At 62.5% G+C, this 22,584-nt stretch carries 24 protein-coding genes and 1 pseudogene; 13 read left to right on the top strand and 12 right to left on the bottom strand.

The genetic code is table 11. The features are described 5' to 3' along the window. Nucleotides 1-26 precede the first annotated feature (26 nt). Together NLN62_RS37195 and NLN62_RS37190 are read right to left on the bottom strand one after the other, a co-directional pair. Nucleotides 27-881 carry an ABC transporter substrate-binding protein gene (locus NLN62_RS37195; RefSeq protein WP_254112065.1) on the bottom strand — a complete coding sequence of 285 codons (855 nt, stop codon included), beginning with the start codon at nt 879-881 and terminating at the stop codon, nt 27-29. Nucleotides 882-1,241: 360 nt separating this feature from the next. Then, the gene (locus NLN62_RS37190) at nt 1,242-2,594 is read right to left on the bottom strand and encodes a PDZ domain-containing protein (protein WP_254112064.1); all 1,353 of its coding nucleotides are present in this window, start codon (nt 2,592-2,594) and stop codon (nt 1,242-1,244) included. Nucleotides 2,595-2,906: 312 nt separating this feature from the next. Between NLN62_RS37190 and NLN62_RS37185 the strand changes: the two genes are divergently transcribed. From NLN62_RS37185 to NLN62_RS37165, 5 genes and pseudogenes are all read left to right on the top strand, one after another. Beyond that, on the top strand, nt 2,907-3,446 hold the full coding sequence (locus NLN62_RS37185; protein ID WP_254112063.1) for a DUF2867 domain-containing protein: 540 nt from the start codon (nt 2,907-2,909) through the stop codon (nt 3,444-3,446). 351 nt (nt 3,447-3,797) lie between these two features. Beyond that, complete coding sequence (locus tag NLN62_RS37180) at nt 3,798-3,989, top strand: hypothetical protein (protein ID WP_254112062.1); 192 nt, start codon at nt 3,798-3,800, stop codon at nt 3,987-3,989. Then, the gene (locus tag NLN62_RS37175; RefSeq protein ID WP_027522991.1) at nt 3,986-4,195 is read left to right on the top strand and encodes a hypothetical protein; all 210 of its coding nucleotides are present in this window, start codon (nt 3,986-3,988) and stop codon (nt 4,193-4,195) included. The genes NLN62_RS37180 and NLN62_RS37175 overlap by 4 nt, the downstream gene beginning before the upstream one ends. Nucleotides 4,196-4,528: 333 nt before the next feature. Beyond that, a pseudogene (locus NLN62_RS37170) lies at nt 4,529-6,978 on the top strand (arylsulfatase). 35 nt (nt 6,979-7,013) lie between these two features. Continuing rightward, nucleotides 7,014-7,355, top strand: coding sequence for a hypothetical protein (locus NLN62_RS37165; protein ID WP_027522993.1), 342 nt, complete (start codon nt 7,014-7,016; stop codon nt 7,353-7,355). A 196-nt stretch (nt 7,356-7,551) separates the two neighbouring features. Here the strand turns inward: NLN62_RS37165 and NLN62_RS37160 are convergent, their stop codons facing one another. From NLN62_RS37160 to NLN62_RS37145, 4 genes are all read right to left on the bottom strand, one after another. Further along, nucleotides 7,552-8,028, bottom strand: coding sequence for a hypothetical protein (locus NLN62_RS37160; RefSeq protein WP_027522994.1), 477 nt, complete (start codon nt 8,026-8,028; stop codon nt 7,552-7,554). A 376-nt stretch (nt 8,029-8,404) separates the two neighbouring features. Then, on the bottom strand, nt 8,405-9,520 hold the full coding sequence (locus NLN62_RS37155; protein WP_254112061.1) for a DUF6745 domain-containing protein: 1,116 nt from the start codon (nt 9,518-9,520) through the stop codon (nt 8,405-8,407). Next, a complete protein-coding gene (locus tag NLN62_RS37150) occupies nt 9,510-9,854 on the bottom strand; it encodes a hypothetical protein (protein ID WP_051389742.1) in 345 nt (114 codons plus the stop codon). The genes NLN62_RS37155 and NLN62_RS37150 overlap by 11 nt, the downstream gene beginning before the upstream one ends. 173 nt (nt 9,855-10,027) lie before the next feature. Continuing rightward, nucleotides 10,028-11,425: an ammonium transporter gene (locus tag NLN62_RS37145; RefSeq protein ID WP_371260486.1), complete on the bottom strand. Its 1,398-nt coding sequence runs from the start codon at nt 11,423-11,425 to the stop codon at nt 10,028-10,030. Between the two features lie 392 nt (nt 11,426-11,817). Here NLN62_RS37145 and NLN62_RS37140 point away from each other — a divergent pair, with 392 nt between their 5' ends. Next, nucleotides 11,818-12,168, top strand: a complete 351-nt coding sequence (locus NLN62_RS37140) for a hypothetical protein (protein ID WP_254112060.1) — start codon at nt 11,818-11,820, stop codon at nt 12,166-12,168. On the opposite strand, the gene NLN62_RS37135 is transcribed toward NLN62_RS37140, so the two are convergent. Beyond that, a complete protein-coding gene (locus tag NLN62_RS37135) occupies nt 12,156-13,529 on the bottom strand; it encodes a PleD family two-component system response regulator (protein WP_254112059.1) in 1,374 nt (457 codons plus the stop codon). The genes NLN62_RS37140 and NLN62_RS37135 overlap by 13 nt on opposite strands. A 13-nt stretch (nt 13,530-13,542) precedes the next feature. Then, on the bottom strand, nt 13,543-13,908 hold the full coding sequence (locus NLN62_RS37130) for a response regulator (RefSeq protein ID WP_027523000.1): 366 nt from the start codon (nt 13,906-13,908) through the stop codon (nt 13,543-13,545). Nucleotides 13,909-14,139: 231 nt separating this feature from the next. Between NLN62_RS37130 and NLN62_RS37125 the strand changes: the two genes are divergently transcribed. The 3 genes from NLN62_RS37125 (at nt 14,140) to NLN62_RS37115 (ending at nt 16,365) form a co-directional block, all read left to right on the top strand. Beyond that, on the top strand, nt 14,140-14,439 hold the full coding sequence (locus NLN62_RS37125; protein ID WP_027523001.1) for a DUF3572 domain-containing protein: 300 nt from the start codon (nt 14,140-14,142) through the stop codon (nt 14,437-14,439). Then, nucleotides 14,436-15,725, top strand: a complete 1,290-nt coding sequence (locus NLN62_RS37120) for a DNA polymerase IV (protein ID WP_027523002.1) — start codon at nt 14,436-14,438, stop codon at nt 15,723-15,725. Before NLN62_RS37125 ends, NLN62_RS37120 begins: the two co-directional genes overlap by 4 nt. Before the next feature lie 232 nt (nt 15,726-15,957). After that, nucleotides 15,958-16,365: an ACT domain-containing protein gene (locus tag NLN62_RS37115; protein ID WP_027523003.1), complete on the top strand. Its 408-nt coding sequence runs from the start codon at nt 15,958-15,960 to the stop codon at nt 16,363-16,365. A 96-nt stretch (nt 16,366-16,461) separates the two neighbouring features. Here NLN62_RS37115 and NLN62_RS37110 read toward each other — a convergent pair whose 3' ends face one another. The 3 genes from NLN62_RS37110 to NLN62_RS37100 form a co-directional block, all read right to left on the bottom strand. Next, nucleotides 16,462-16,863 (bottom strand): RidA family protein, encoded by a 402-nt coding sequence (locus NLN62_RS37110; RefSeq protein ID WP_254112058.1) that lies wholly within the window; start codon nt 16,861-16,863, stop codon nt 16,462-16,464. 100 nt (nt 16,864-16,963) lie between these two features. Beyond that, nucleotides 16,964-17,476 carry a dual specificity protein phosphatase family protein gene (locus NLN62_RS37105; RefSeq protein ID WP_371933066.1) on the bottom strand — a complete coding sequence of 171 codons (513 nt, stop codon included), beginning with the start codon at nt 17,474-17,476 and terminating at the stop codon, nt 16,964-16,966. A gap of 225 nt (nt 17,477-17,701) precedes the next feature. Next, on the bottom strand, nt 17,702-18,550 hold the full coding sequence (locus NLN62_RS37100; protein WP_027523005.1) for a cell envelope integrity EipB family protein: 849 nt from the start codon (nt 18,548-18,550) through the stop codon (nt 17,702-17,704). A 248-nt stretch (nt 18,551-18,798) separates the two neighbouring features. Here NLN62_RS37100 and NLN62_RS37095 point away from each other — a divergent pair, with 248 nt between their 5' ends. From NLN62_RS37095 to NLN62_RS37080, 4 genes are all read left to right on the top strand, one after another. After that, the gene (locus NLN62_RS37095; protein ID WP_254112056.1) at nt 18,799-19,266 is read left to right on the top strand and encodes a RidA family protein; all 468 of its coding nucleotides are present in this window, start codon (nt 18,799-18,801) and stop codon (nt 19,264-19,266) included. A gap of 16 nt (nt 19,267-19,282) precedes the next feature. Further along, nucleotides 19,283-20,029 carry a glycerophosphodiester phosphodiesterase gene (locus NLN62_RS37090; protein WP_254112055.1) on the top strand — a complete coding sequence of 249 codons (747 nt, stop codon included), beginning with the start codon at nt 19,283-19,285 and terminating at the stop codon, nt 20,027-20,029. A 233-nt stretch (nt 20,030-20,262) separates the two neighbouring features. Continuing rightward, nucleotides 20,263-21,504: a GNAT family N-acetyltransferase gene (locus NLN62_RS37085; RefSeq protein WP_254113812.1), complete on the top strand. Its 1,242-nt coding sequence runs from the start codon at nt 20,263-20,265 to the stop codon at nt 21,502-21,504. A 50-nt stretch (nt 21,505-21,554) separates the two neighbouring features. Continuing rightward, complete coding sequence (locus NLN62_RS37080; RefSeq protein WP_254112054.1) at nt 21,555-21,983, top strand: HIT family protein; 429 nt, start codon at nt 21,555-21,557, stop codon at nt 21,981-21,983. 108 nt (nt 21,984-22,091) lie between these two features. On the opposite strand, the gene tsaA is transcribed toward NLN62_RS37080, so the two are convergent. Continuing rightward, entirely contained in the window at nt 22,092-22,583 is a 492-nt protein-coding gene (tsaA, locus tag NLN62_RS37075; protein WP_027523010.1) for a tRNA (N6-threonylcarbamoyladenosine(37)-N6)-methyltransferase TrmO, read from the bottom strand. Between the last annotated feature and the right edge of the window lies 1 nt (nt 22,584).

Here is a 22,584-nt window from a genome sequence, read left to right as displayed (position 1 = left end):
ATTCGCGGCAAGAAGCCTCGCCGCTCTCAGGCAGAAAATCCACTCAAGCTACTGTCCGAATTTGCGGAGCCAGCTCTGTCTGCTCCATAAGACATCAGTCCCCCGAGTTGCACAAACTCTTTACCCATAGCCATTATGGGGAGCCGATGCTCTGTTGCGAGATCAACAACGCGTCTTCGTTCGGTGTAGAGCATCGGACTCGGAAACACGAGAAGAGCCTCGGCGTGCTCTCCGGCAATTGAGGAAAATGCCCGAGGAAACTCGTCGGGGCCGTGCACAGCGACACGTCGCAGCTGTACTCCGAGGGTCCGTGCCGCCTCCTCTGCTTCCTTCATCATGTCGGTCATCGTGCGCTCGCCATATGCCCCGGGATGCCACAAGATCGCTATCTGCGAAATCGCGGGGAGCGCTTCCTTGAGCAAGGCCAAGCGCTTTGGGACAAGCTGCGGGCCGAGGAACGTCAAGCCGGTGATGTTCCCTCCGGGTCGCGCGAGACTGGCCACAAGCCCGTCTCCGACAGGATCACCCATCACAGGCACAACAATCGGGATGGTGGTGGTCACTCGTTGCACAGCACGGGCGGAAAGCGAGTTCGTTGCGACGATTAGATCGATGTTGAGACCGACAAGTTCGCTCGCCAAGGCTGGATACCGCTCAACCTTTGAGTTGGCCGCCCGGACCTCCACGATGATGTTTTGACCATCGATATAGCCGTGTTCGCGTAACCCTTGATAGAAGGCGTTGAGTCCCGCGCGTGTTTCGGGCATTTCAAGCGAGCCAGTCGTCAAGAACGCGACCCGCGGAATTTTCTTCTGAGCCTCCGCCGCGCGCGGCCAGATCGCAGCGCCAGCGAGCACCGTGATAAAGTCGCGTCGCTTCATGCCAAACTCCCCGGCCGGGGCGACCAACAACCCGCTCAACGCAGCTTAACACATCGGAAAGCAGCAGGGACGGCCTCCAGCAAGGTTTTTGGAGCGGCCAGCTACTGGGCGATGTCTCTTGTGGGTGGTAACAAGGCGACCTGCCGGGTTCGGTGCCGCGTGTCTGCTTTACCACCCTGGCTGTGTGAAAACGCGAACTTTGGCGAACGGTGGAGAATCTACTTCTCAGATCACGCAGCACTAGAGCTCAGTATCGTCATCGTGGTCTCGGAAGCGGTGTCAGAAGGAATGCTTTTCTCCAAAGTTTGAGCGCCGTTGCGTTTTCACACAGCCGAGACCCGAAGCGGACCTCGCTATTTCTCAACCGCTTCGGCCTGCTTGGGCCACCAGCCAATCACCGACGACCGGTTCGACCGCTGCCTGGTAAGCCGGATGTCGAGCTGGCGTTAGATCCCACGCCCGCGGAGCCTTGAAGCTCGTCGCTTGGTCGGCAGCGTCAGTCAGGTAGTGATCCATGTGGTCGATAATCCGGAGCTCTCCGCGACCGGGGTGCGCGCGGTTGACGTCCTCTAGGATCGCTCGGCTGTCAGCCTCGCTGGTGATGAAATCCGCATTCCCGTAAACCACCAACACGGGTAGGTCGAGCGGGGCCCACAACGCCGGCAGATTCAGGGCGGCGACGTTGCGCAAGTAGGCGTCTGAAGCCGGATACTTGATCATCGCGGCAGCGGCGGGCCGTTCAGCGAGCAGCGCTGCGCGTGGCTGACCATCGATCAGCAGGCGATGCATCGCCCATTCCTTGAGCGCCATACGTTTGGCCACCTCCGCCGGGGCAATCCCCTCGAGTTCGAGCTGCCGGCGCACGTTGACGAGTTCGTACTCGAACCATGTGGTACCCACGCCTTGCATGACGACGATGCCTCTCACCGGCTCGCGTGCTGCGGCCATTGGGGCTTCTACGCTCCCGATGCTGTGGCCGAGGATGAAGACTCGCTCGGGGTCGACGTCGGCCCGTGCTTTGAGCATCTTCAGGCCGGCGATGTAACCGACGAGCTCGCCTTCCAGATCGACCTCCTTGGCCGGAGGACCCTCGCTGTCGCCGACGCCGCTCTTCTCAACTCGCAGGGTGACGAAGCCGCGGCGAGTGAGGGCAGCGAGCAGGCGCCGGTATGGCTCGGCGACATCGTGATCTGGATCGAAGGAATAGTCGACGCTGTAAGTGCCGATGCCGCCGATCAGCAGCACAGCCGGTCGCCGGCCGACAGCAGGCGCTTGCGGCGAGGTCATGATGGTGCGCCGGAGTCCGGTCGGTGTCGCCACGGCGTCGTAGGTGAGATCAATGCCGGGAGCGGTCTCGAACGGTACGCCGTCGAGCTTGATGGCAAGTGTGAGAGGTTGGCCGGCGCGGCGCAGCTCCACAGGAACGGTGTCGCCGGCGCGGTGCACTCCGACCGCTCGCAAGAAGTCGTCAACTGCGCCGAGCGGTTTACCGTCCACGGACACCACAACATCGCCCGAGACGACGCCGGCTTGGGCGGCTGGCGAGCCGGCGATCACGCGCTCGGCCAGCACGCCGGGCCCAATCGAGTCGACGCCTGCCCGCAACGGCGAGGCCGTAATGCGCCGCCCAAGATCGAGACCCGACGCCGGGGCCCCCAAGGCCATAAATAGCAGGAGCGAGCCAAACAATCCGGTCAGGTGCTTACGGATCACGTCGACCTCCTCGCAGAAGCAGTTTGGAGCGTGGCAGCATATGGAGGATACGCAGTTGTCGCAATCGCGGCAGCGTCAGCTTCTGGCCCCTCGCGTCATTTGCTGCTTCTGTACAAATGCGGGCGGGGACCGAAGCGAACATCGATTGGTAGCGAGAACTGCCCGGCTCAGTCGCGAGTGACCCAACTGAGACATGTGCGCCGCAGGATTGTTGCGATGCAGAGCACGTGGATATAAAAAAGGACTACGGCGGCAAGATCGTCCGCAACGCCAACGGCGCGACGCCCCTCCCAGCGTCCGGTACCTAATCGCATGACCAAAGCGCGCGCCGTGCCCATGCCCAGCAACAGCGTGCTTGCGCCGCTTTACGCGGGCGCGGACCTTTTGGACGCCTTTGCAATTCAACTGCCGGCGGGGGCCAGCGATGATCTAGAGGTGCTGGCACGCGCCGCGCTCGAGCGACAGGCGTGGTGGATTCGTGCGCTCACTCGTGTTCGCGATGTGGCGATGGCGACAGTCGCCGTCAAATCGTCGCGCGCCGTCGGTCTTGCCGCAGCGGCGCGTGGGCCGGTTATCGGCTTCTTCCCGGTGCTGTCAAAGAGCGCGACGGAGTTGGTAGTGGGCGCGGATGACTGGCATCTCGACTTCCGCGTCACCATCCAACTTCGCGCCGATGCAGCAAATGGGCGCGAGCTGGTCGCGGGTACCGTGGTGCATTGCCATAACCGACTGGGGCGTATCTATCTTACGACGATAGCACCGTTTCATCGCGTGATTGTGCGGGCCAGTTTAGAACAGGCGGCAAGAGCAATGAAGATTTCAGCATGCTTTGGTGGTCGCGACTGGCTGTAGTCGGCCATTAGACGCCTACGGCCCACTGCTGGGACGCTCGTGATTTCTGTCACAGATTGAGAAACCGCCCTCCGATATCAACACGAGCAGTGGAGGAACTGGCGTGCTTTGAGCCAGACGTTGTTCACATGAGAGGGAGGAAGATCACGTCATGCCAGCATTGATTATCGGAGTGTTTCTCGTTGCTGCGTTCGCGATCAGTAGGCTCGTTTAGTAAATTGAAGTTTGCTCGCCGAAGTCTTTCAAAGCACGCTGCGGATGGTGAGACGCATCACAGATTGAATAGCAAGGCCGCGCCTATTCTTCGCCATAAAGGGAATGGTCCCTCAGATAGTAGCAGGAGCATTCAATATGGGCGAGATTATTCGATTTGTCTCAAAGTCTGAGCGCGAGCAAGCCCGCTTAGTTCGAGAAGCCCTTGCGATATATGACAGCATCTTCCCGGCGGCTGATCCGGTCAAGGAGCAGCATGACAAGGCATCGATGAGTCATACGGTCAGCGGCACCAAAGCCCATCGCAGCGACGGGGGTCCCCTGTCGTGATCAAGGTCATCGCCGTGCTCTGCAGTCTCTCTTCTCCGACAGATTGCCACGAGCAGATCGTCACCACCTCGGACTTCGCCGACATCTCGATGCAGTCCTGCCTGATGGGCGCGCCACAGCTCGCCGAGTGGATGAACCAGCATCCGGCAGAGCGCCTGGCGGCATGGCGCTGCGTGATTGGCAACCAGGATCGCAGGGGAGCTTAGGGTGGGAAGCAGCCTCCCCAGACGCTTTGAACCGCTTAACCACGACCGCTGCGGTTCCTGACTGGGACCGTTCAATGGCCATCATCGGGTAAGTTCTTGTTTGCGGAGCATGAGTCCGGAAGTGGCCCATCGGCAACGTGTCCGCACGCCGCGTCGAGGTCCGGTCAGTGGGTTACAGCGGACCAGATTTGCTCACACTGAGTTCGTCGCATTTTGACCCATCTCGGACATTGGAACCGGACCAACTAAAAGCTGGCGCGTTGATTTAGGTCAAATGGTGTCATCCTGGCGATGACACGCTCTGGCTGGCCTTACCGCAATGGAGTGCTGGACATGAGCATCCATCGCAGCGTACTTGCGGTCGCAGCAACTTTTTTCGCCCTCGGTTGCGTCTCAACATCAGCTCAGCAGGTCACCGGCGTTCCAGGATCGCCCAGTGCCACCACCACGATAGACGGCAACCAGCTCCCGCCGCCCGACCCGAAATTCGGCGGGGTGATCAAGGAGAGTGCCTCGGAGTCGAAGCCTTGGTGGCCGCCGCGCGTCGTGCCTCCCAAGGGTGCGCCCAACGTGCTGCTGATCATGACCGATGACCAGGGCTTTGGGGCACCCGGCACCTTTGGCGGTGTCATACCCACTCTAACCATGGATCGCATCGCGCAGGCCGGACTGCGCTACACCAACTTCCACTCGACGTCGCTTTGCTCGCCGACGCGGGCCGCGATTATCACGGGACGCAACCATCACTCGGTGGGCTTCGGCGTCGTTGGCGAAATCGCAACAGGTTTCCCAGGTTACGACTCGATCATTCCGATCGAGAAAGGCACGATCGGCACCATCTTGAAGGCGAACGGTTATGCGACCTCGTGGTTCGGCAAGGACCACAACACACCCTTCTATCAGGCGAGCCAGGCAGGGCCGTTCGATCAATGGCCGAATGGTATGGGCTTCGACTATTTCTACGGTTTTGTCGGTGGCGATGCGAGCCAGTGGCAGCCGAACCTGTTCCGCAATACGACGGCCATCTACCCCTTCCTCAACAATCCCGGGTGGAACCTGGAGACGGCGATGGCCGACGAGGCGATCCAGCACATTAAGCAACTCAAGGAGATTGCTCCGGGCAAGCCCTGGTTCGTCTACTACGTGCCGGGCGCGACCCATGCGCCTCATCACCCGACTGCTGAGTGGGTGAAGAAGATCAGCGACATGCATCTCTTCGACGATGGCTGGAATAAGGTCCGCGAGAAAATCTTTACCAATCAGAAGCGGCTGGGGATCATGCCCGAGAATGCCAAGCTGACCCCCTGGCCGAAAGATTTGCCTGAATGGGACTCCCTGAGCTGGGACGAGAAGAAGCTCTTCATCAAGCAAGCGGACGTCTATGGAGCCTATCTCGCCTACGCCGACCATGAGATCGGACGGGTCGTCCAGGCCGTCGAAGACCTCGGTGAACTCGACAACACCTTGATTATCTACATCGGCGGCGACAACGGCGCGAGTGCCGAGGGCATGCTCAACGGAACGCCGAATGAATTCACGACTTTCAACGGCATTGCCGTTCCGGTGAAGGATCAGTTCCTCTGGTATCCGTTCTGGGGATCGGAGCGGACGTTCCCGCATTACGCGGCTGAATGGGCCTGGGCGATGGACACGCCCTTCAAGTGGGTGAAGCAGGTGGCATCACACTTCGGCGGGACGGCTCAGGGCGTGGTCATGTCCTGGCCCGGCCACATCACGGATTTGGGCGGGATCCGCCGCCAATTCCATCACGTCATTGACGTCGTGCCGACCATCCTCGAGGCGACCGGCATTCCGCAACCCGACACCCTCAACGGGATCAAGCAGATTCCGATTGAAGGCGTGAGCATGGCGTACGCGTGGGACAATGCGAACGCCGCCGCACCCACCCGGCACACCACGCAATATTTCGAGATGCTCGGCAATCGCGCCATCTATCAGGACGGATGGGTGGCCACCACGACGCCTGCGACGCTCCCGTGGGAGCTGAGCACCAAGACGCCACCGAACGTGATCACCGGATACAATTGGGAGCTCTACAACGTCCAGGAGGATCCGACGCAGTCTAATGACCTTGCTACCAAGATGCCGGACAAGCTCAAGCAGATGCAGGATGCCTTCTACGCCGAGGCGAAGAAGTACAACGTGCTGCCGCTCGACAACACAACGCTTACTCGCTGGAACACGCCTCGTCCGAGCCTCACGGCAGGACGCACGGTCTTTACCTATTCGGGCGAACTGATCGGCACGCCGGCCAGCGCAGCGCCCAACATCCTAGACAAGAGCTACACCATCACTGCCGAAGTCGACATCCCCGAGGGTGGCGCGGAGGGTATGATCGTCACGCAGGGCGGACGCTTCGGCGGCTACGGCCTTTTCCTGAGCAAAGGCGAGTTCGGATTTGATCGCGGCAGGGTGGTGTTCTTGTACAACCTGCTCGATCTCAAGCGCACGATGTGGGAGGGGCCTGAATTGACCGCTGGCAAACACACCATCGTGTCGATTTCAAATCCGCTGAGCCAGGTTTGGGCAAGGGCGGTACCGGCGTGCTATCTGTCGATGGCAAGGAAGTGGCCCGGAATTCGATGGAGCACACCACCCCGATCACCTTCCCCGAGGATGAAAGCTTCGACATCGGCCAGGACACGCGGACCGGATTGGCACTGATCGAGTATCGCTACGATCCTCCGTTCAAGTTCACCGGCAAGATCAACAAGCTGACGTTCAAGCTTGAACCGGAGCCGCAAACGCAGGGTAAGAATTAGCAACTTATCGCAAGCGCGATTAATGCAATGGCGCGATGAAAAAGATCCTGGTTTTCGCTGCTGTCGCCGAGGCTGCCACAGGATTGGCATTGCTACTTGCTCCGTCTCTGGTGGGCCAGATGTTGCTCGGTCAACAACTTGCCGGGGTTGCAGTACCGATAGCGCGGGTCACCGGCATCGCCCTGATTGCTCTAGGAATAGCTTGCTGGCCAGCCACGCCACTCGTCGGGATGCTCGCGTATAGCTCAATCGTAACGCTGTATTTGGGTTACGTCGCTCTCGCGGGCGAGTTTGTGGGGGTGCTTCTTTGGCCCGCCGTCGTGTTTCATGCAGTCCTGTCGATCCTTCTTGGTCGGGCTCGGTTTGCCCCAAACTAGAGATGCCCAAGATCGGGTAGTTTCGATATGTCGGCTTGCGCCCCAAGCGGCGCTTGAGGGATGTCTGCTATTCCGCCGCTATCAGCGGATAAGCAGACATCCAGCCAACCGACCGGCGGTGACGCGACTGTATTTGGCCGCCAACGCCGACGCGAGCCGTCAACCTCCTTGTCAGAAGCCTGCGGATGTTACGCTGTTATGTGCCGGGAGTTTTAACGACCAGCTTGATGTTTAACAGGGTGACTCCCTTGAACGGGTTCGGCGCGCTTTCGATCGTTCCTGTGCCCGTAGCGTTCGCATAGGCACCTGTACCCGAAAGGATCGTATACTCGCCCTTTGACTTGCCGTCCTTAGCCGAGCCGCTGTAACGCGCCGTGATCGAACCCTCCTCGAACGTGTAAGTGCTATAGCCGAAGAAGGAGCCCGAGCCTTTGAGCATGTCCGAGGTATTCACGAACTCTTTCACCCCGATACGGCCGTCATTGAAGACGGCGACGCCAAACAATTTGCCCGACGCAACCGTCTGTCCCTCGACGTTTGCGACCTCTAAGACCTTGACGTCGATCGGCTTAGTGACGAGTTTGAACTCGAGGACCTCCTCACCCGCGAAGGCGTTCGAAGCTGCGGCGGCAAGCGCGGCTGATAAGAAATAGGAAGCGTAGCGTATTCGCATGATCTTCCCTCCAAATTAACTGAAAAAGATAGTGTCCCGCTCTGGCGGGAAGTCGATTACTAGCACAACCCAAAATGGCTTTGGGCCAAAACATCGGACAGTCATCTTGACGCGATAAGTTATCTCGCGGCTACCTTATCATCCAAGGCGCACCGCATCCAAAGGCTATCGCTGCGATCAATCGACTCAACATCATGTGCGTTAGTTCCTTGCTCATCGCTTTCGCAGGGACACGTGTCGCCGAGCGCGCCGAGCAAAAAAGCTTGGACAATGAAACAAAGCCTGGTGGCTCATTCCACTCGTCCGCCTTGGCAAGACAGGCGGATGCGATCTCGCGTCGGACCTGATCGACGACGGCGTCGCACGCCCCAGCCTTTCATGTCCTCTGGACCAGTTGCGCATAGGCCTCCGTCCGCATGCCGTAGGTCCAGGCGACCGCCTCGCGTGCGGTGCGCAGATTGGCCGGCACCTGCAGGAAGAAATGCCGGCGCGTGCCATCAGGCTCGGGCGTGGCATTGACGACTTCCACCGCGGCCCAGGCGTCCGCGGCGAGCCAGTTACGCCGCCACAGGATTCCGGTCTCGTCCTCGGCGATGCGGGTGGCGCCGCCGAGCGCGATATAACGTTCCGGCGTCATGATCTCGATCATGCAGCGGCGGACCTGGACATCCACTTGCTCGTCGATCGAGGCCAGCGTGATTCTGTCGCTGTGCGCGATGATCCAGCGCGGCACCTCCACCCCGCGCCAGGCCCAGACCGACCAGCCGTCCGGATAGCGCAGCGCTGGACCGCTCGCGTGATGCAACCGGTCGCGCGCGTCACCGCACAACCGGTTCGGCCGTTCCGCGAGCCAGCAGGTCTGCTCATGCGGCTGCAACCAGCCGACACTGGTCGCAAGCTGCATCAGTCCGCGCAGCGGCTCGGTCTCGGCATGAAAGCCCAGCACCTCGCGGAGATAATCGTAGATGCCAAGCCAGGACAAATCGTGCGGCCCCACCGCGCAGGACGAAAAACTCCGTGGTGCAAGCATCGCCTCGCGCACGCCGGACCACGACAGGCCGTAGCGGCGAAGATGACCCAGCACGGACAGAGTCTGCTCCGGCACGCTTCGTATCACCGCATCAGTCGCGGCAGCGACCAGGGGATCGGCGGGATTGACGGCGCTCTCGACAGTGGCGAGCGCCTTCCGATGGACCCGCCTTCCGACCAGCGAATCGACTTTTCGACGCAGACGATCGACCAGAAGGGAGCGGACGTTGCGACCGTCGTCGCGCGACATCCGGCCGGCAAGCGTGGCCAGCGTAAGCGGGCTGTCGCACCAGACGATGCGCGCTGGCGGCGCAAGTTCGGCAGCATGATAGGCAAGCTGCACCGCTTGCGCCGCCGCGCCGCGGTCGGCAGGCACCGTCGAGCGCCGGACGGCAACCCACCGCGCGCGAAAATCCCCCAGCGCCGCTGTCTGCTCCGCCGTCAGCGCCTGTTCAGTCGGCAAGGACGCGTGCATCGCGTGGCCCGAGCTCGCGCTGGCGGCGCACCCGGTAGGTCCCCCGCGGCAGCGTCAGCGGCGCATGCTCCTCATGCGTCACCCGCGCACAGGCCGCACCGATCAGAAGATGCCCGATATAAAGCCCGGCCGGAATGTCGCGCGCCAGATCGTCGTCACGAAACAGCGTCACGCGCTCGCGGATCGCATGACAATGTCCGGTGGCTTCGCCCTCCAGCAGGACCAGCGGCGCGCCCTCGGCGGTTTCAGCAAGCATACCCGACGGCGCCACATCGGGTACCCGCTCGATCAGCAGGTCACCTTGCGCAAAGATCTCGGTCATCGTTTCCTCTCCCGTGCCGGTGCATCCGCGGGCAACGCGGATGCCCGGATTGCTTCGCTATTATTGCCGGCGATCCAAAGCGCGATGAGATTGAATCACCATCGCGCTTTAGGTTGTTGTTTGAGCATGCTCTCCGCGCAAACGCGTTCCGCGTTTGTCGTCCGGATCATGCTCTAGTGCACGACCTCGCCATGCAACGCGAGATCGAGACCATCGCGCTCCATATCCTCCGACACCCGCAGGCCGACGAACAGCTTGACCACATAGAGGATGATCAGGCTGACGACGGCGTCATAGACGAACACCGTGGCGACACCGATGCACTGGTTGATGAACTGGCCCGGATTGCCTTCCAGCGCGCCCGCGGTGCCGCCATATTGCTCGACGGCAAAGATGCCGGTGAGCAGCGCGCCGACGATACCGCCGACGGCGTGAACACCGAAGCAATCGAGCGCGTCATCATAGCTGAACATGGCCTTCAGCCCGGTGCATCCCCAGTAGCAGAGCACACCGGCGGCAATGCCGATTACGAAGGCGCCGATCGGGCCGACGAAGCCGGACGCGGGCGTGATAGCGACGAGGCCTGCGACCGCGCCCGAGCAGATGCCGACGACCGTCGGCTTGCCCTTGAGCGACCACTCGACCAGCATCCAGGTGAAGCCGGCAACGGCCGTTGCGATCTGCGTCACCAGCATCGCCATGCCGGCCTGCATGCCCGCCGTCACCGCCGAGCCCGCGTTGAAGCCGAACCAGCCGACCCAGAGCAGCGAGGCGCCGATGAAGGTCAGCACCATGTTGTGGGCGGGTCCTGTCTCCTTGCGCTTGCCGAGCATGATGGCGCACATCAGGCCCGCCACGCCGGCATTGATATGCACGACGGTCCCGCCGGCGAAATCGAGCACCTTGACCCAGGCGGCGTCGTTGCCGGAGGCGAAGATCCCGTCAGGGCCCCACACCCAATGCGCGATCGGCGCATAGACGAAGATCGCCCACAGGCCGATGAACCAGAGCATCGCGGAGAATTTCATCCGCTCGGCGAAGGCTCCTGCGATCAGCGCCGGCGTGATGATGGCAAACGTCATCTGGAAGCAGATGTAGACGCTTTCGGGAATCGTCGCCGCGAGCGGATTGGGATTGCCGATCCCGCCCTTGCCGATGTCGCTCAGGATGTCCTTCAGGAACATACGGTCGAGCCCGCCGATAAACGGCGTGCCGGCGCGAAAGGCCAGGCTGTAGGTCAGGATCGCGAACAGGATCGTGACGAGGCACGTCACCGCAAAGCTCGTCATCACGGTGTCGCCGACGTTCTTCTTGCGCACCATGCCGCCATAGAACAGCCCAAGCCCCGGAACCGTCATCATCAGCACCAGTGCAACGGAGGTGAGCATCCAGGCGGTGTCGCCGGGATTGGGCGTGCACTTCTCGAGGATCTTGCCGCCGCAAGCCGGCGGCGCTGCGTCCTCGGCAAGAGCAACATCGCCGAGGGCGAGGTAGAGCAGCGCAATTCCCAACAGCGCGACCACCAATGTCACGAGCCTTTGGCGCGTGGATATTCTTGATTCCATCGTCATCCTCCCAAGTCGCAAGAGATGTCTTCCGGCAATTGCCTTGACTGGAACCCGCGAGACGAGCGTTCGCGCCGGCGCGATCGGGCCAGCGTGATCAGCTCGGATTTTCGGGACACAATGTTCGCGGCTCGGCGCGATGAGGTCGTCGAGCGTCGATGGCTGGAGACTGGCGGCGACCAGCCTCATGGCTTATCGGCCTTTCCCTTGTCGCCAGATCGGAAAGCGTCAGTGACGGTTCCAATTCCTGGGTTAAGAAGAAGCAAAATTCACGCCATCGACGCTTCTCGCTCAACCCACTGAATGCGCATCGATTCCAGCTTGCTGCCTTGCGACAGGCGCCACGCACGCTGCTTCACGCAGCAGCGCTTCGCCCAACAAATGGGCAGAAGCCGACGATGCCTACGCCGTTTGCAACACCGTCGGCAACGATCGGGGCGGAGCAGTGCGAACTGGATGATGCCGGCGGCAAGCCCGACCGCAACGCCAATGCGCCAGGCCATGTCGTAGGAGCCGAGCGCGGAGCAGCGCAAGCGCGCGCCGCCGCCGTATCGCACGGTATCATCACCCGCCTTGTGCGCAATTGCGCACTGGAGCGGGTGATCCAGTATTCCAGAGACGGTCGTTGGATACGGAGACGCCGCGCTACTGGATTCCCCGCTTTCGCGCGGAATGCCAGCGGAGCGGGCGGCGAGAACAGCGCGCCCCTCACCTGCCCTGAACCACGCCTCCAGCCTCACGCCGCCTGAGAGACCACGCGGTTGCGGCCATCGTGCTTGGCACGATAGAGCGCGGTGTCGGCGCGCTTGAGCACGTCGGCGACGGCCTCGCCCTTCTGCTCCAGCGTGGTCAGGCCGATCGAGATCGTGACCTCGATGCGCCTGGTGCCCTTGTGGACGGAAAACGGCTCGCCCGCGATCGAGCGGCGCAGGCGCTCGGCGACCATGCCGGCAACGTGCAGATCGGTCTCCGGCATCACGATGACGAACTCCTCGCCGCCATAGCGACAGGCGAGATCGATGCCGCGGATCGATTTGCGCACGCGCACCGCGAATTCGCGCAAGACGTCGTCGCCGGCATCATGCCCGTAATTGTCGTTGATCGACTTGAAATAGTCGATGTCCAGAATCATCAGCGCCAGCGGCTTGCCGCGCGTCGAGGCCTGCTCGGCGAGCGTCGCCAGATGGCTCTCCATGTAGCGGCGATTGTGCAGGCCGGTGAGCGCGTCGGTAATCGCCATCTCGATCGAGTTCTGCACGTTGTCGCGCAGATGATCGGTGTAGCGGCGGCGGCGGATCTGCGTGCGCGCACGCGCGAGCAGCTCGTTCTTGTCGACGGGGCGGAGCAGATAGTCATTGACGCCGATCTCGAGCCCGCGGAGCAGCCGCGTGCCGCTCTCGGCGTCCGAAATGGCGAGGATCGGAACGTGGCGGGTGCGCTCCAGCGAGCGCGCCTGGCTGCACAGCCTCAAACCATCGAAATTGTTGAGGTCGAGCGAGACGATCAGCAGGTCGTAATTGCCCTCAGCGGCGTGGAACAGCGCCTCCGTCGGATTGGGCTCGACGTCGACGGTGTGCTCGGCGGCAAGCAGCGACGCCAGCCGTTCATAGGAGGACTGGCGGTCGTCGACCAGGAGGATGCGGCCGCCCTTCCCGGTGTCGGCCACCGCGCTGCGCTCCGGCGCCTGCACGCCGATCTCGAGCGAGGTGATGGCACGCATGCGCAGCTCGTCCGTCATCATCTTCAGCCGCGTCAGCGAGCGCACGCGCGCGATCAGCACGACGTCCGAGACGGGCTTGGTGAGGAAATCGTCGGCGCCCGCTTCCAGGCCGCGGATGCGGTCGGCGGGGCTGTCGAGTGCGGTCACCATCACGACGGGAATGTGGTGCGTCAGCGGATCGGTCTTCAGGCGGCGGCAGACCTCGAACCCGTCCATGTCGGGCATCATGACGTCCAGCAGGATGATGTCGCACTCGGCGCGGAGGCAGATCGCCAGCGCCTCAGCGCCGTTCGAGGCCGTCATCACATCGAAATATTCGGCGGAGAGGCGGGCTTCCAGCATTTTGACGTTGGCAGGGACGTCATCGACGACGAGGATACGCGCGGACACTGAAATGCACTCCCTACCCGATAAAACGCCGGACCGTCTCAATGAACTTGCCGACCGAGATCGGCTTGGAAAGATACGCCTCGCAGCCACCTTCGCGTATGCGCTCTTCGTCACCCTTCATCGCGAATGCGGTCACTGCGACGACGGGAATGTTGCGCAGCTCCGGATCGTCCTTGATCCAGCGCGTCACCTCGAGCCCCGACACCTGCGGCAACTGGATATCCATGAGCACGAGATCGGGACGCATCTTGCGAACGAGATCGAGCGCCTCGTAGCCATTGCTGGTGCCCGAGGTCTGATAGCCGTGCGCCTCCAACAGGTCGCGGAAGAGCTTCATGTTGAGCTCGTTGTCCTCCACGATCAGGACGGTCTTAGCCATCCCGTCCCTCCCCATTGTCAGGAGACCAGTTCGACATGTTACGCCTCAGGCGCCTTCCGCGGGCGCTTCGAAAACTGGATTCAAACTAGCCTCAGATTCGCTCTAGTTTCGTTAAACCCGAGGGCCAACTTTCCGCGATTTGGTTTCCAGTTGCTTGTCTGAGCTCACCAGACTCGGGCATGATGATTCCAAATTAGAGACCGAAAGTTAACGGAAAGGCAAACCGTCCGCTTGAAAAAGCCTGTTCAAAACCCCCGCGAAGTAGCTGAAATCGTTGCGATTCAGGCGTTGTCCTTCGTCGCCAGCGATCCCGAAAGGCTGGGCCTGTTTCTGGCCGAGACAGGCATCGGCCCGGAGACGCTGCGGAACGCGGCCTCCGACCCGAATTTCCTGATCAGCGTGCTCGATTTCGTGCTGCGCGATGACGCAACCGTGAAGGCCTTTGCGAGCGCCTCGGAACTCCATCCGACCAACATCGCCGCGGCTCGTCAGGTGCTGGGCGATCCGCACTGGGAGCGCGACGTGCCGTGAGCACCCCTGAGGCGGCCGGGCCCCGCTGCTTCTGCCGGGATTGTCTGGCCGACCAGGGCATGTCGGCGCGACGCTGTTCCGCCTGCGGTTCCCCGCGCCTCGTCCGCCACCGCGCACTCGCCGCGCTGACGATCGCCCATATCGACTGCGACGCGTTCTACGCGACGGTCGAGAAGCGCGACAATCCTGACATAGCGGACAAGCCTGTGATCATCGGGGGCGGCAAGCGCGGCGTGGTGTCGGCCGCCTGCTATATCGCGCGCACGTTTGGCGTGCGCTCGGCCATGCCGATGTATAGGGCGTTGGAAGCCTGCCCGCATGCAACCGTGATCCGCCCAGACATGGCGAAATACGTCCGCGTCGGTCGCGAGGTACGCCACGCCATGCAGGCGCTGACGCCTCTGGTCGAGCCGCTGTCGATCGACGAGGCCTTCCTCGACCTCTCCGGCACCGAGCGCGCTCACGGGATGATCCCGGCAAAGGTGCTGGCGCGCTTTGCCCGCGACGTCGAGCGCGACATCGGTATCACCGTGTCGGTCGGGCTCTCCTGCAACAAGTTTCTGGCCAAGATCGCCTCCGATCTCGACAAGCCGCGCGGCTTTGCGCCCCTCGACCAGGAGGAAGCGCGCCTCATGCTGGCTTCGAGGCCGGTCGGCTTCATCTTCGGCGTCGGGCCGGCGACGCAGGAGCGGCTTGTTCAGCGCGGTTTCCGCATCATCGCCGATCTGCAGAAGGCCGACGAGATCGAGCTGATGCGGCAGTTTCCGAGCGATGGCCGCAGACTCTGGCGGCTCGCCCGCGGCATCGACGATCGCCGCGTCGAGCCGGACCGCGGCGCCAAGACGATTTCCAGCGAAACCACGTTCGAGACCGACATCCGCGACTTCGCGACGCTGGAGAAGATCTTGTGGCGACTCTGCGAGAAGACCTCTTCACGGCTCAAGAGCAGCGAGCTTGCGGGCTCGACCATCACGCTGAAGCTGAAGACCGCCGACTTCCGCCAGCGCACGCGCTCGCAATCGATCAATGCGCCGACGCAGCTGGCGGCAAAGATCTTTTCGATCTGCCGCGAGATGCTGACCAAGGAGATCGACGGCACCGCCTTCCGCCTGATGGGCGCCGGCGTCAGCGCGCTGCGCACGGGCTCGGCCGCCGATGACACCGACATGCTCGACCGCCGCGCCGCCCACGCCGAACGCGCCATCGACGGCCTGCGCAAAAAGTTCGGCAGCGCCGCGGTGATCCGCGGCATTGCGTATGACGGGCCGGAGAAGGCGCAAGAGTGAGAGTCATCTGCTGTCGCATTAACAATAGCCGATGGCCAATCCCTCGATGTCGTCCTGGCGAAAGCCAGGACCCATTACCACCGGCCTCGGTTTGGCGGAGGCCCGCGGTTGACAGCTCAGCGCCGCAACTTTTCCCTGGGGTAATGGGTCCTGGCTTTCGCCAGGACGACCTTGGGGAAGCATGTCGCGCTCAGATATCGAGCTGTTGGAATTTCGTGAAAGGCAAACAACCGTGACAGGCGAACGCGATCTCAATGCGCTGTTGGGGGACATGAAGCCGGAAATGCAGGAAGGCACCTTCGTGTTCTGCACGATCCCGCCAAACGAGAGCATTCCGGCCGGTATCAACCCGCTGCTGACGTTTCGTGAACAGGAAGGCACCACGCTCGTGATCCGGCGTGAAGAGGCCGAAGCGGCAGGACTTCCTCACGCGTTCGCCTCGCGCCTGATCACCCTGACGGTTCATTCCTCGCTCGAAGCGGTCGGGTTCCTGGCTGCGATCACGACGCGGCTAGGCAAAGCCGGCATCAGCGTGAATGCGGTTTCGGCCTTCTTTCACGACCACCTGTTCGTGCCCGATGACAGGGCTGATGAAGCGTTGGGCGTTCTGCAGGGGATGTCCAACGCAAAGCACCCGTAACCGGTAGGATGGGTCGAGCGAAGCGAAACCGATCAATCTCGTCCGACAAGAGAACGATGGGTTTCGCAAGAGCTCAACCCATCCTACGGGTCGAAATCAATCCGCAACCGCCACCGCCTCGATCTCGATCAGCCATTCCGGCGCCGCGAGCGCGGTGACGCCGACGAGCGTGCTGGCCGGCGGCTCCATGCCTTCGAAGAAGACGGAGCGGGCCTTGCCGATGATGGGGCGCAGCTCGGGCTTGTAGCCGACCACGAAGGTGGTGATCTTCACGATGTTGGCGTAGCTCGCACCGGCGGCTTTCAGCGCGAGGCCAAGGTTCTGCATCACCTGCGTCGTCTGCGCAGCGAGATCGCCTTCGCCGACGATCCTGCCCTCCTCGTCGGTCGATACCTGCCCTGAGATGTAGATGGTGCGCGCGCCGGAGGCCGTGACGACGTGCGAATAGGCCGGATTGTGGTGGAGGCCGCTCGGGCGGAGATGGTCGATCTTGGGCATGGGTGCCTCCCTGACGTTTGTGATTGGGAGGGAGCGTAGCCGGGGCTGACGCTCTGGGCCAGTCTGCAATTCCGAATACAGTCTCGGTGACTGCATTCGCCTATCCGCAGGGCCGCATCTCGTCATGTAGCGTATCGCCGAAGCCCACCACCCAATCGCGCTGCTGATCGGTGTCCGGCACGATCACGCCTCGCGAGGCTCTGATCAACGCAAGCGCCTCTTCCGCTTCGATCCCGAAACAGATCAATACACATGCGGCAATGACTGAAGACCGGCCAATCCCTGCCCGGCAATGGATCGCTATCGAACGACCGTCTCGTATTCCGGCAGCCAGAGGGCCAGCTAGCTGCAAAGCCGCGCGCCGAGAATCAGGCAATCCGCGATCCGGAATCGGGAAGGACTTGAAATCGATCCCGCTAGAACGGCAAAGCTCGGCTTCATGCTGCAACCCAAGCTCATAAACCTCCTCGTGCTCCAGAAGACTTACAACGACATCGACGCCAGAGCGCTTCCACTCGTTGACCTCCGCGTCCAACCAGTCGTCAGAGCGCGGACGCGCCATGATCGCTAAGCGTCCAGCAGCGCAAACTTCAATCCAGTATAATCGGGACATTCAGACCCTCATCGGTGCGGGCCAACCCTGCGATGGCGTCGCTGACTTGGTTCGCTTTGCTCACAATGACGGGGGGATAGAGTGCGCCAAGGTCTCTTGCCCCGGATGCTGCGCAGCGCGCCGCCCATTCGCGGCGTGGTGCGCTGCTAAGCCGGGGCCCATGCGGCTGGGTCCCGGCTCTGCGTCGCAGCGTTACACGCCGCGCCGCGTCCGGGACACGAGAGCTCAATTACAGGGCTTCGTATCCTTGACGTCGAACTTGCCGAGCGCGCCGGAAATCACGAAATCATTGTAGTCGAGCACCAGCGCGCGCGAGACGCCGTTTTCGTAGAGCTCGAACGACATCGCGTAGACGGGCGTCTGCTCGCCCTCTTTCTGCTGGGCTTCGCGGTCGAAATAGCTGACGGTGACCGGCCAGCGCGTCAGCGACTTCATGTGCTCGTCGGACGTCGACGGATCGGGCGAGGACGCTGCGCGATCGGCCGTGATCGGCTGGCCGATCACGGTCAGCGTGTTGTAGACCTTCTCGCCATTGTCGGAGCCGTCATAGACGGAGAGCTCGAGCAGCGATTTGCCCTCCTTGGCGGCGGCAATGATGCGCTGGATCTGCTCGGTCGGAAACACAGTCGTGCCGTCGAGCGTGAAATTCTTCGGCACCGGGAGCTTCAATTTGACGTTGATGTGGTCGCCATCGCGCTCGGCCGTTCCGTCGACCTGGCTCGAGCCGGTATCGTTCATCCGCGTCTCGATCTTGAAACGATAGCTCTTGCCGGCCGCGTCTTCCCAGGAATTGGAGCGGAGATCGCTGAGCGTGACCTTGCCCTCGCCGCTGTCGAGCTCGGAAACCTGGCGGAATTCCGACGTGTAGCCCTCGCAGGAATTGCCGGCGAAATTGTAGAGGATGCGACCGCGCGCGCTGTTGATCGAGTTGGAGCGCGACTTGGCCAGGCTCAGCTCGTACAGGGCCTGGTGCGAGAGGAAAGGACCATTCGCGGCCTCAGCCCCGCCGGAAGCACCAACAGCAACAGCCGCGAGCGCCATGACACCGAGCGACGTCCGGAAAAGGTGCACCATGAATATTCCTTGGGGAAATCGAGATTCGTCATTTTAATGACCGTCGCATTGCGTCGCAACTGCGGCCGCTTCACGGAAAGTTGCGCTTTTTCCCAAGAAAATCGCTGCCTTGCCTCGGAAAGATGCAACCCTGCCGGGCGCCCGGGCCGCCGCCTCGCCGCCTTGCATGTCACTGCACAATCGGCGAAACAGGCGCGCTGGCCGGCTTGAGGCCGGACAGAATTTCCAGATGACATCGAGGTCGGAACATGGCGGGCACGGTCGAGCAGAAACTGGCGGAACAGGGCATCAAATTGCACGAGGCCCCCACCCCCGTGGCCAACTACGTGCCGTTCGTGCGGACCGGCAACCTCCTGTTCGTTTCCGGTCAGGTCTGCTTCGATCCGGCCGGCAAGCTGATCGCCAAGGGCAAGCTGGGCGCCGGCGTCTCCATCGAAGAGGGCGCGGCGGCGGCGCGCGGCTGTGCCATCAACCTGCTGGCGCAAGTCAAGGCGGCGCTCGGCGACCTCGACAAGATCGTGCGCGTGGTGCGGCTCGGCGGTTTCATCAACTCGGCGCCGGATTTCGTCGACGGACCGAAGGTGCTGAACGGCGCCTCCGACCTGATGGTCGCGGCCTTCGGCGACAAGGGCCGCCATGCCCGCACCACCGTCGGCGTCGCCTCGCTCCCGGCGGACGCCGCGGTCGAGGTCGAAGGCGTGTTCGAGGTCGCCTGATCCGGGAGCAAGAGACGTGCGTGCTCCGGATTGGCTGACTGCGCGGCCGGTCGCCCATCGCGGCCTGCATGACATTTCACGCGGTATCGTCGAGAACATGCCGGGCGCGGTGCAGGCTGCGATCGCAGGCAATTTCGCCATCGAGGTCGATATCCAGCTCTCCGCCGACGGCGAAGCCATGGTGCATCACGACCATGCGCTCGGTCGACTCACGGAGGGCAACGGCGAGCTGATCGAGAAGACCGCGGCTGAGCTCAGGGCCGTCAAGTTCAAGGACACGTCCGAGCGGATGATGTCGCTGTCGGACCTCTGCACCATGGTCGCCGGGCGGGTTCCTCTTGTGATCGAGGTGAAGAGCCATTTTGGCGACGACCGCAAGCTCGTGAAGCGGATGGCGGAGGTGCTCGCCTCCTATGACGGGCCGGCCGTCGGCATGTCCTTCGATCCGGACCAGGTGCTGGCGCTGCGCGAGCTGTTGCCTTCGCGCCCACGCGGCATCGTCGCGCAGCGGACCTATGAGGACGAGTACTGGGCGAAGCTGACACAAGCCCAGCGCGACAGCATGCTGTACTTGCGCCACGGCTTTCAGACCCAGCCGCATTTCGTCGCCTTCAAGGTCGACGATCTGCCGGCGCCGGCGCCATGGATCGCGCGCAACGCTTTCGGCTGTGCCCTGCTCGGCTGGACCGTGCGCACACCCGAGCAGCGGACGCGGGCTGCGCGGTGTGCGGATCAGATGATCTTTGAGGCGTTCGTGCCGTAGGGCGCCCCAAATGTCGTCCTGGCGAAAGCCAGGACCCATAACCACCGAACGCAGTTGGCGCGAAGAACCGGTGGTTGGCGGCGCTGCGCCACAACTTCTCCTTGGGGTAATGGGTCCTGGCTTTCGCCAGGACGACTCGCGGATGGAATTGCGTGTCATCCTCGACACCGCATTCGCGCCGCGTCAGTTCCCGCCTCTTGAAGTCGCTGCTGCAATGCACGATCTTGGGCGCGATGGCATCATCCGAAATCACGCTCGAGGCCGTACCATCCATTGGCGAAGTGACGCCGGAGGACTGGGACGCTTGCGCCAATCCCGGCAAGGCCTGCAACGGACATGGCGCAGGAACCTCATCCGAGCTCCCAGGCGATTCCGCCCGACTCTTAACACCGTCCTATAACCCATTCGTCTCCCACGCCTTTTTGTCGGCGGCGGAGAAGTCGGGTTCAGCGACGGCGCGCACCGGCTGGGGACCGCGGCATCTCGTTGCCAGGCTCGATGGCCGCGTCGCGGGCGTCGTGCCCTGCTATCTGAAATCGCATTCGCAAGGCGAGTACGTCTTCGACCGCGGCTGGGCGGATGCGTATGAGCGCGCCGGCGGGCGCTACTATCCGAAGCTGCAGGTCTCGGTTCCCTTCACACCGGCGACCGGCCCGCGCCTTCTGATCCGCGATGGCGTCGATCGCGAGCGCATCGCCTCTGCCCTGGCCAGCGGGCTGATCGCGCTGTGCGGTGTGAGCAAGGCCTCCTCGGTGCACGTCACCTTCGCGCGCGAGGCCGAATGGAAGCTGCTCGCCGAGCACGGCTTCCTGCAACGGACCGACCAGCAATTCCACTGGCACAACGATGGCTTTGCGTCCTTCGACGATTTCCTTGCCACCCTCAATTCGCGCCACCGCAAATCGATCAAGCGCGAGCGGCGCGACGCACTTGCAGCCGGCATCAGCATCCACTGGCTCACCGGCAGCGACATCACCGAGGAGGCCTGGGACGCGTTCTTCGACTTCTACATGGAGACCGGCTCGCGCAAATGGGGCCGGCCATACCTGACCCGCGAATTCTTCTCGCTGATCGGCGACACCATGAGCGACGACGTGGTCCTGGTGATGGCCCGCCGCAATCACCGCTGGATCGCGGGCGCCATCAACTTCATCGGCTCGGACACGCTGTTCGGCCGCAACTGGGGCGCGGTCGAGCATCATCCGTTCCTGCATTTCGAGGTTTGCTACTACCAGGCGATCGACTTTGCGATCAAACACGGCTTGATGCATGTCGAGGCCGGCGCGCAGGGCGACCACAAGATCGCACGCGGCTACCTGCCGCGAACGACGCATTCGGCGCATTTCATCGCTGACCCCGGCTTGCGCCGTGCCATCGACGATTACCTCAAGCGCGAACGTGCGTATGTCGCGGAAGCCGGCCGCGAGCTTGCCGAGTTGGGCCCGTTCCGCAAAGGCGCCGAAGAGGCGTCTTGACGCCTTCTTAGAGGTGATGACAGTAAGGCCGCAACTTCAGGAGCAGCCGCATGACCGCCTACGATCCCAACAATGTCTTCGCGAAAATCCTGCGCGGCGAATTCCCCTGCTACAAGGTCTATGAGAACGAGCACGTGCTCGCGTTCCTCGACATCATGCCGCGCTCGCCCGGCCATACGCTCGTCATCCCGAAAGCCCCGGCCCGCAACATTCTCGACGTCAAGCCGGACGACTACGCCCATGTCGCGCGTGGCGCGCACAAGATCGCGGCCGCCGCGATGAAGGCCTTCGATGCCGACGGCATCACCGTGCAGCAGTTCAACGAGCCGGCCGGCGGCCAGGTCGTGTTTCACCTGCACATGCACGTGATGCCGCGCCACGACGGCGTCGCACTGCTGCCGCCCGCGAGCCGCAAGGAAGACGGCAAGGCGCTGGAAGAACACGCGGCACAGCTGATCGCGGCGCTGAAGGCGGGCTAGGTCTTTCCCCCGTCATTGCGAGCGAAGCGAAGCAATCCAGACTGCCTCCGCGGAAACACTCTGGATTGCTTCGTCGCTTCGCTCCTCGCAATGACGGAGGAGAGGACTTCACTCCGTCTCGAAATCCCCAGCCTGCGGCGCGGCCAGTGGTGTGAACTCGCAACGGTCCGGCTTGATGTCGATCAGTGGCGTGTTGTCGATGCAGTCGAGGCCGCGCACCAGGATCGTGTTGCCCTCGATGCCCACCAGCCTGACGATCGAGGTGCCGATCGGATTGGGCCTGACCGGCGAGCGCAGCGAGAATGTGCCGCGGGTGTTCTGGTTGTTCTTCGGGCTCTGCAGGATGATGTCGCGGCGCGACCGGTCGAGCCAGTAGAGCACTTCGAGATTGCTGTAGAAGTCGACGCCCTTGATCGCCGGCACGAAGGGCTCGAAGATCTCCAGCCGGCACACCGGGCCGTCATGCCGCCCCTGCCGCGGCGTCTCCAGCCGCGAGGTCCAGGGCGTGCGGATCCGGCCGATGAAGACGAGGCCGGCATCCTGCGTCGCCGGCAGCTCGATCGCCACCTCGCCTTCGCGGAGCTCATTTTCGCGAACCATT

This window comes from Bradyrhizobium sp. CCGUVB23 (assembly GCF_024199885.1).
Classification (GTDB): domain Bacteria; phylum Pseudomonadota; class Alphaproteobacteria; order Rhizobiales; family Xanthobacteraceae; genus Bradyrhizobium.
The sequence above is the reverse complement of the archived record's forward strand: the minus strand, read 5'-3'. Positions and strand labels throughout refer to the sequence as shown.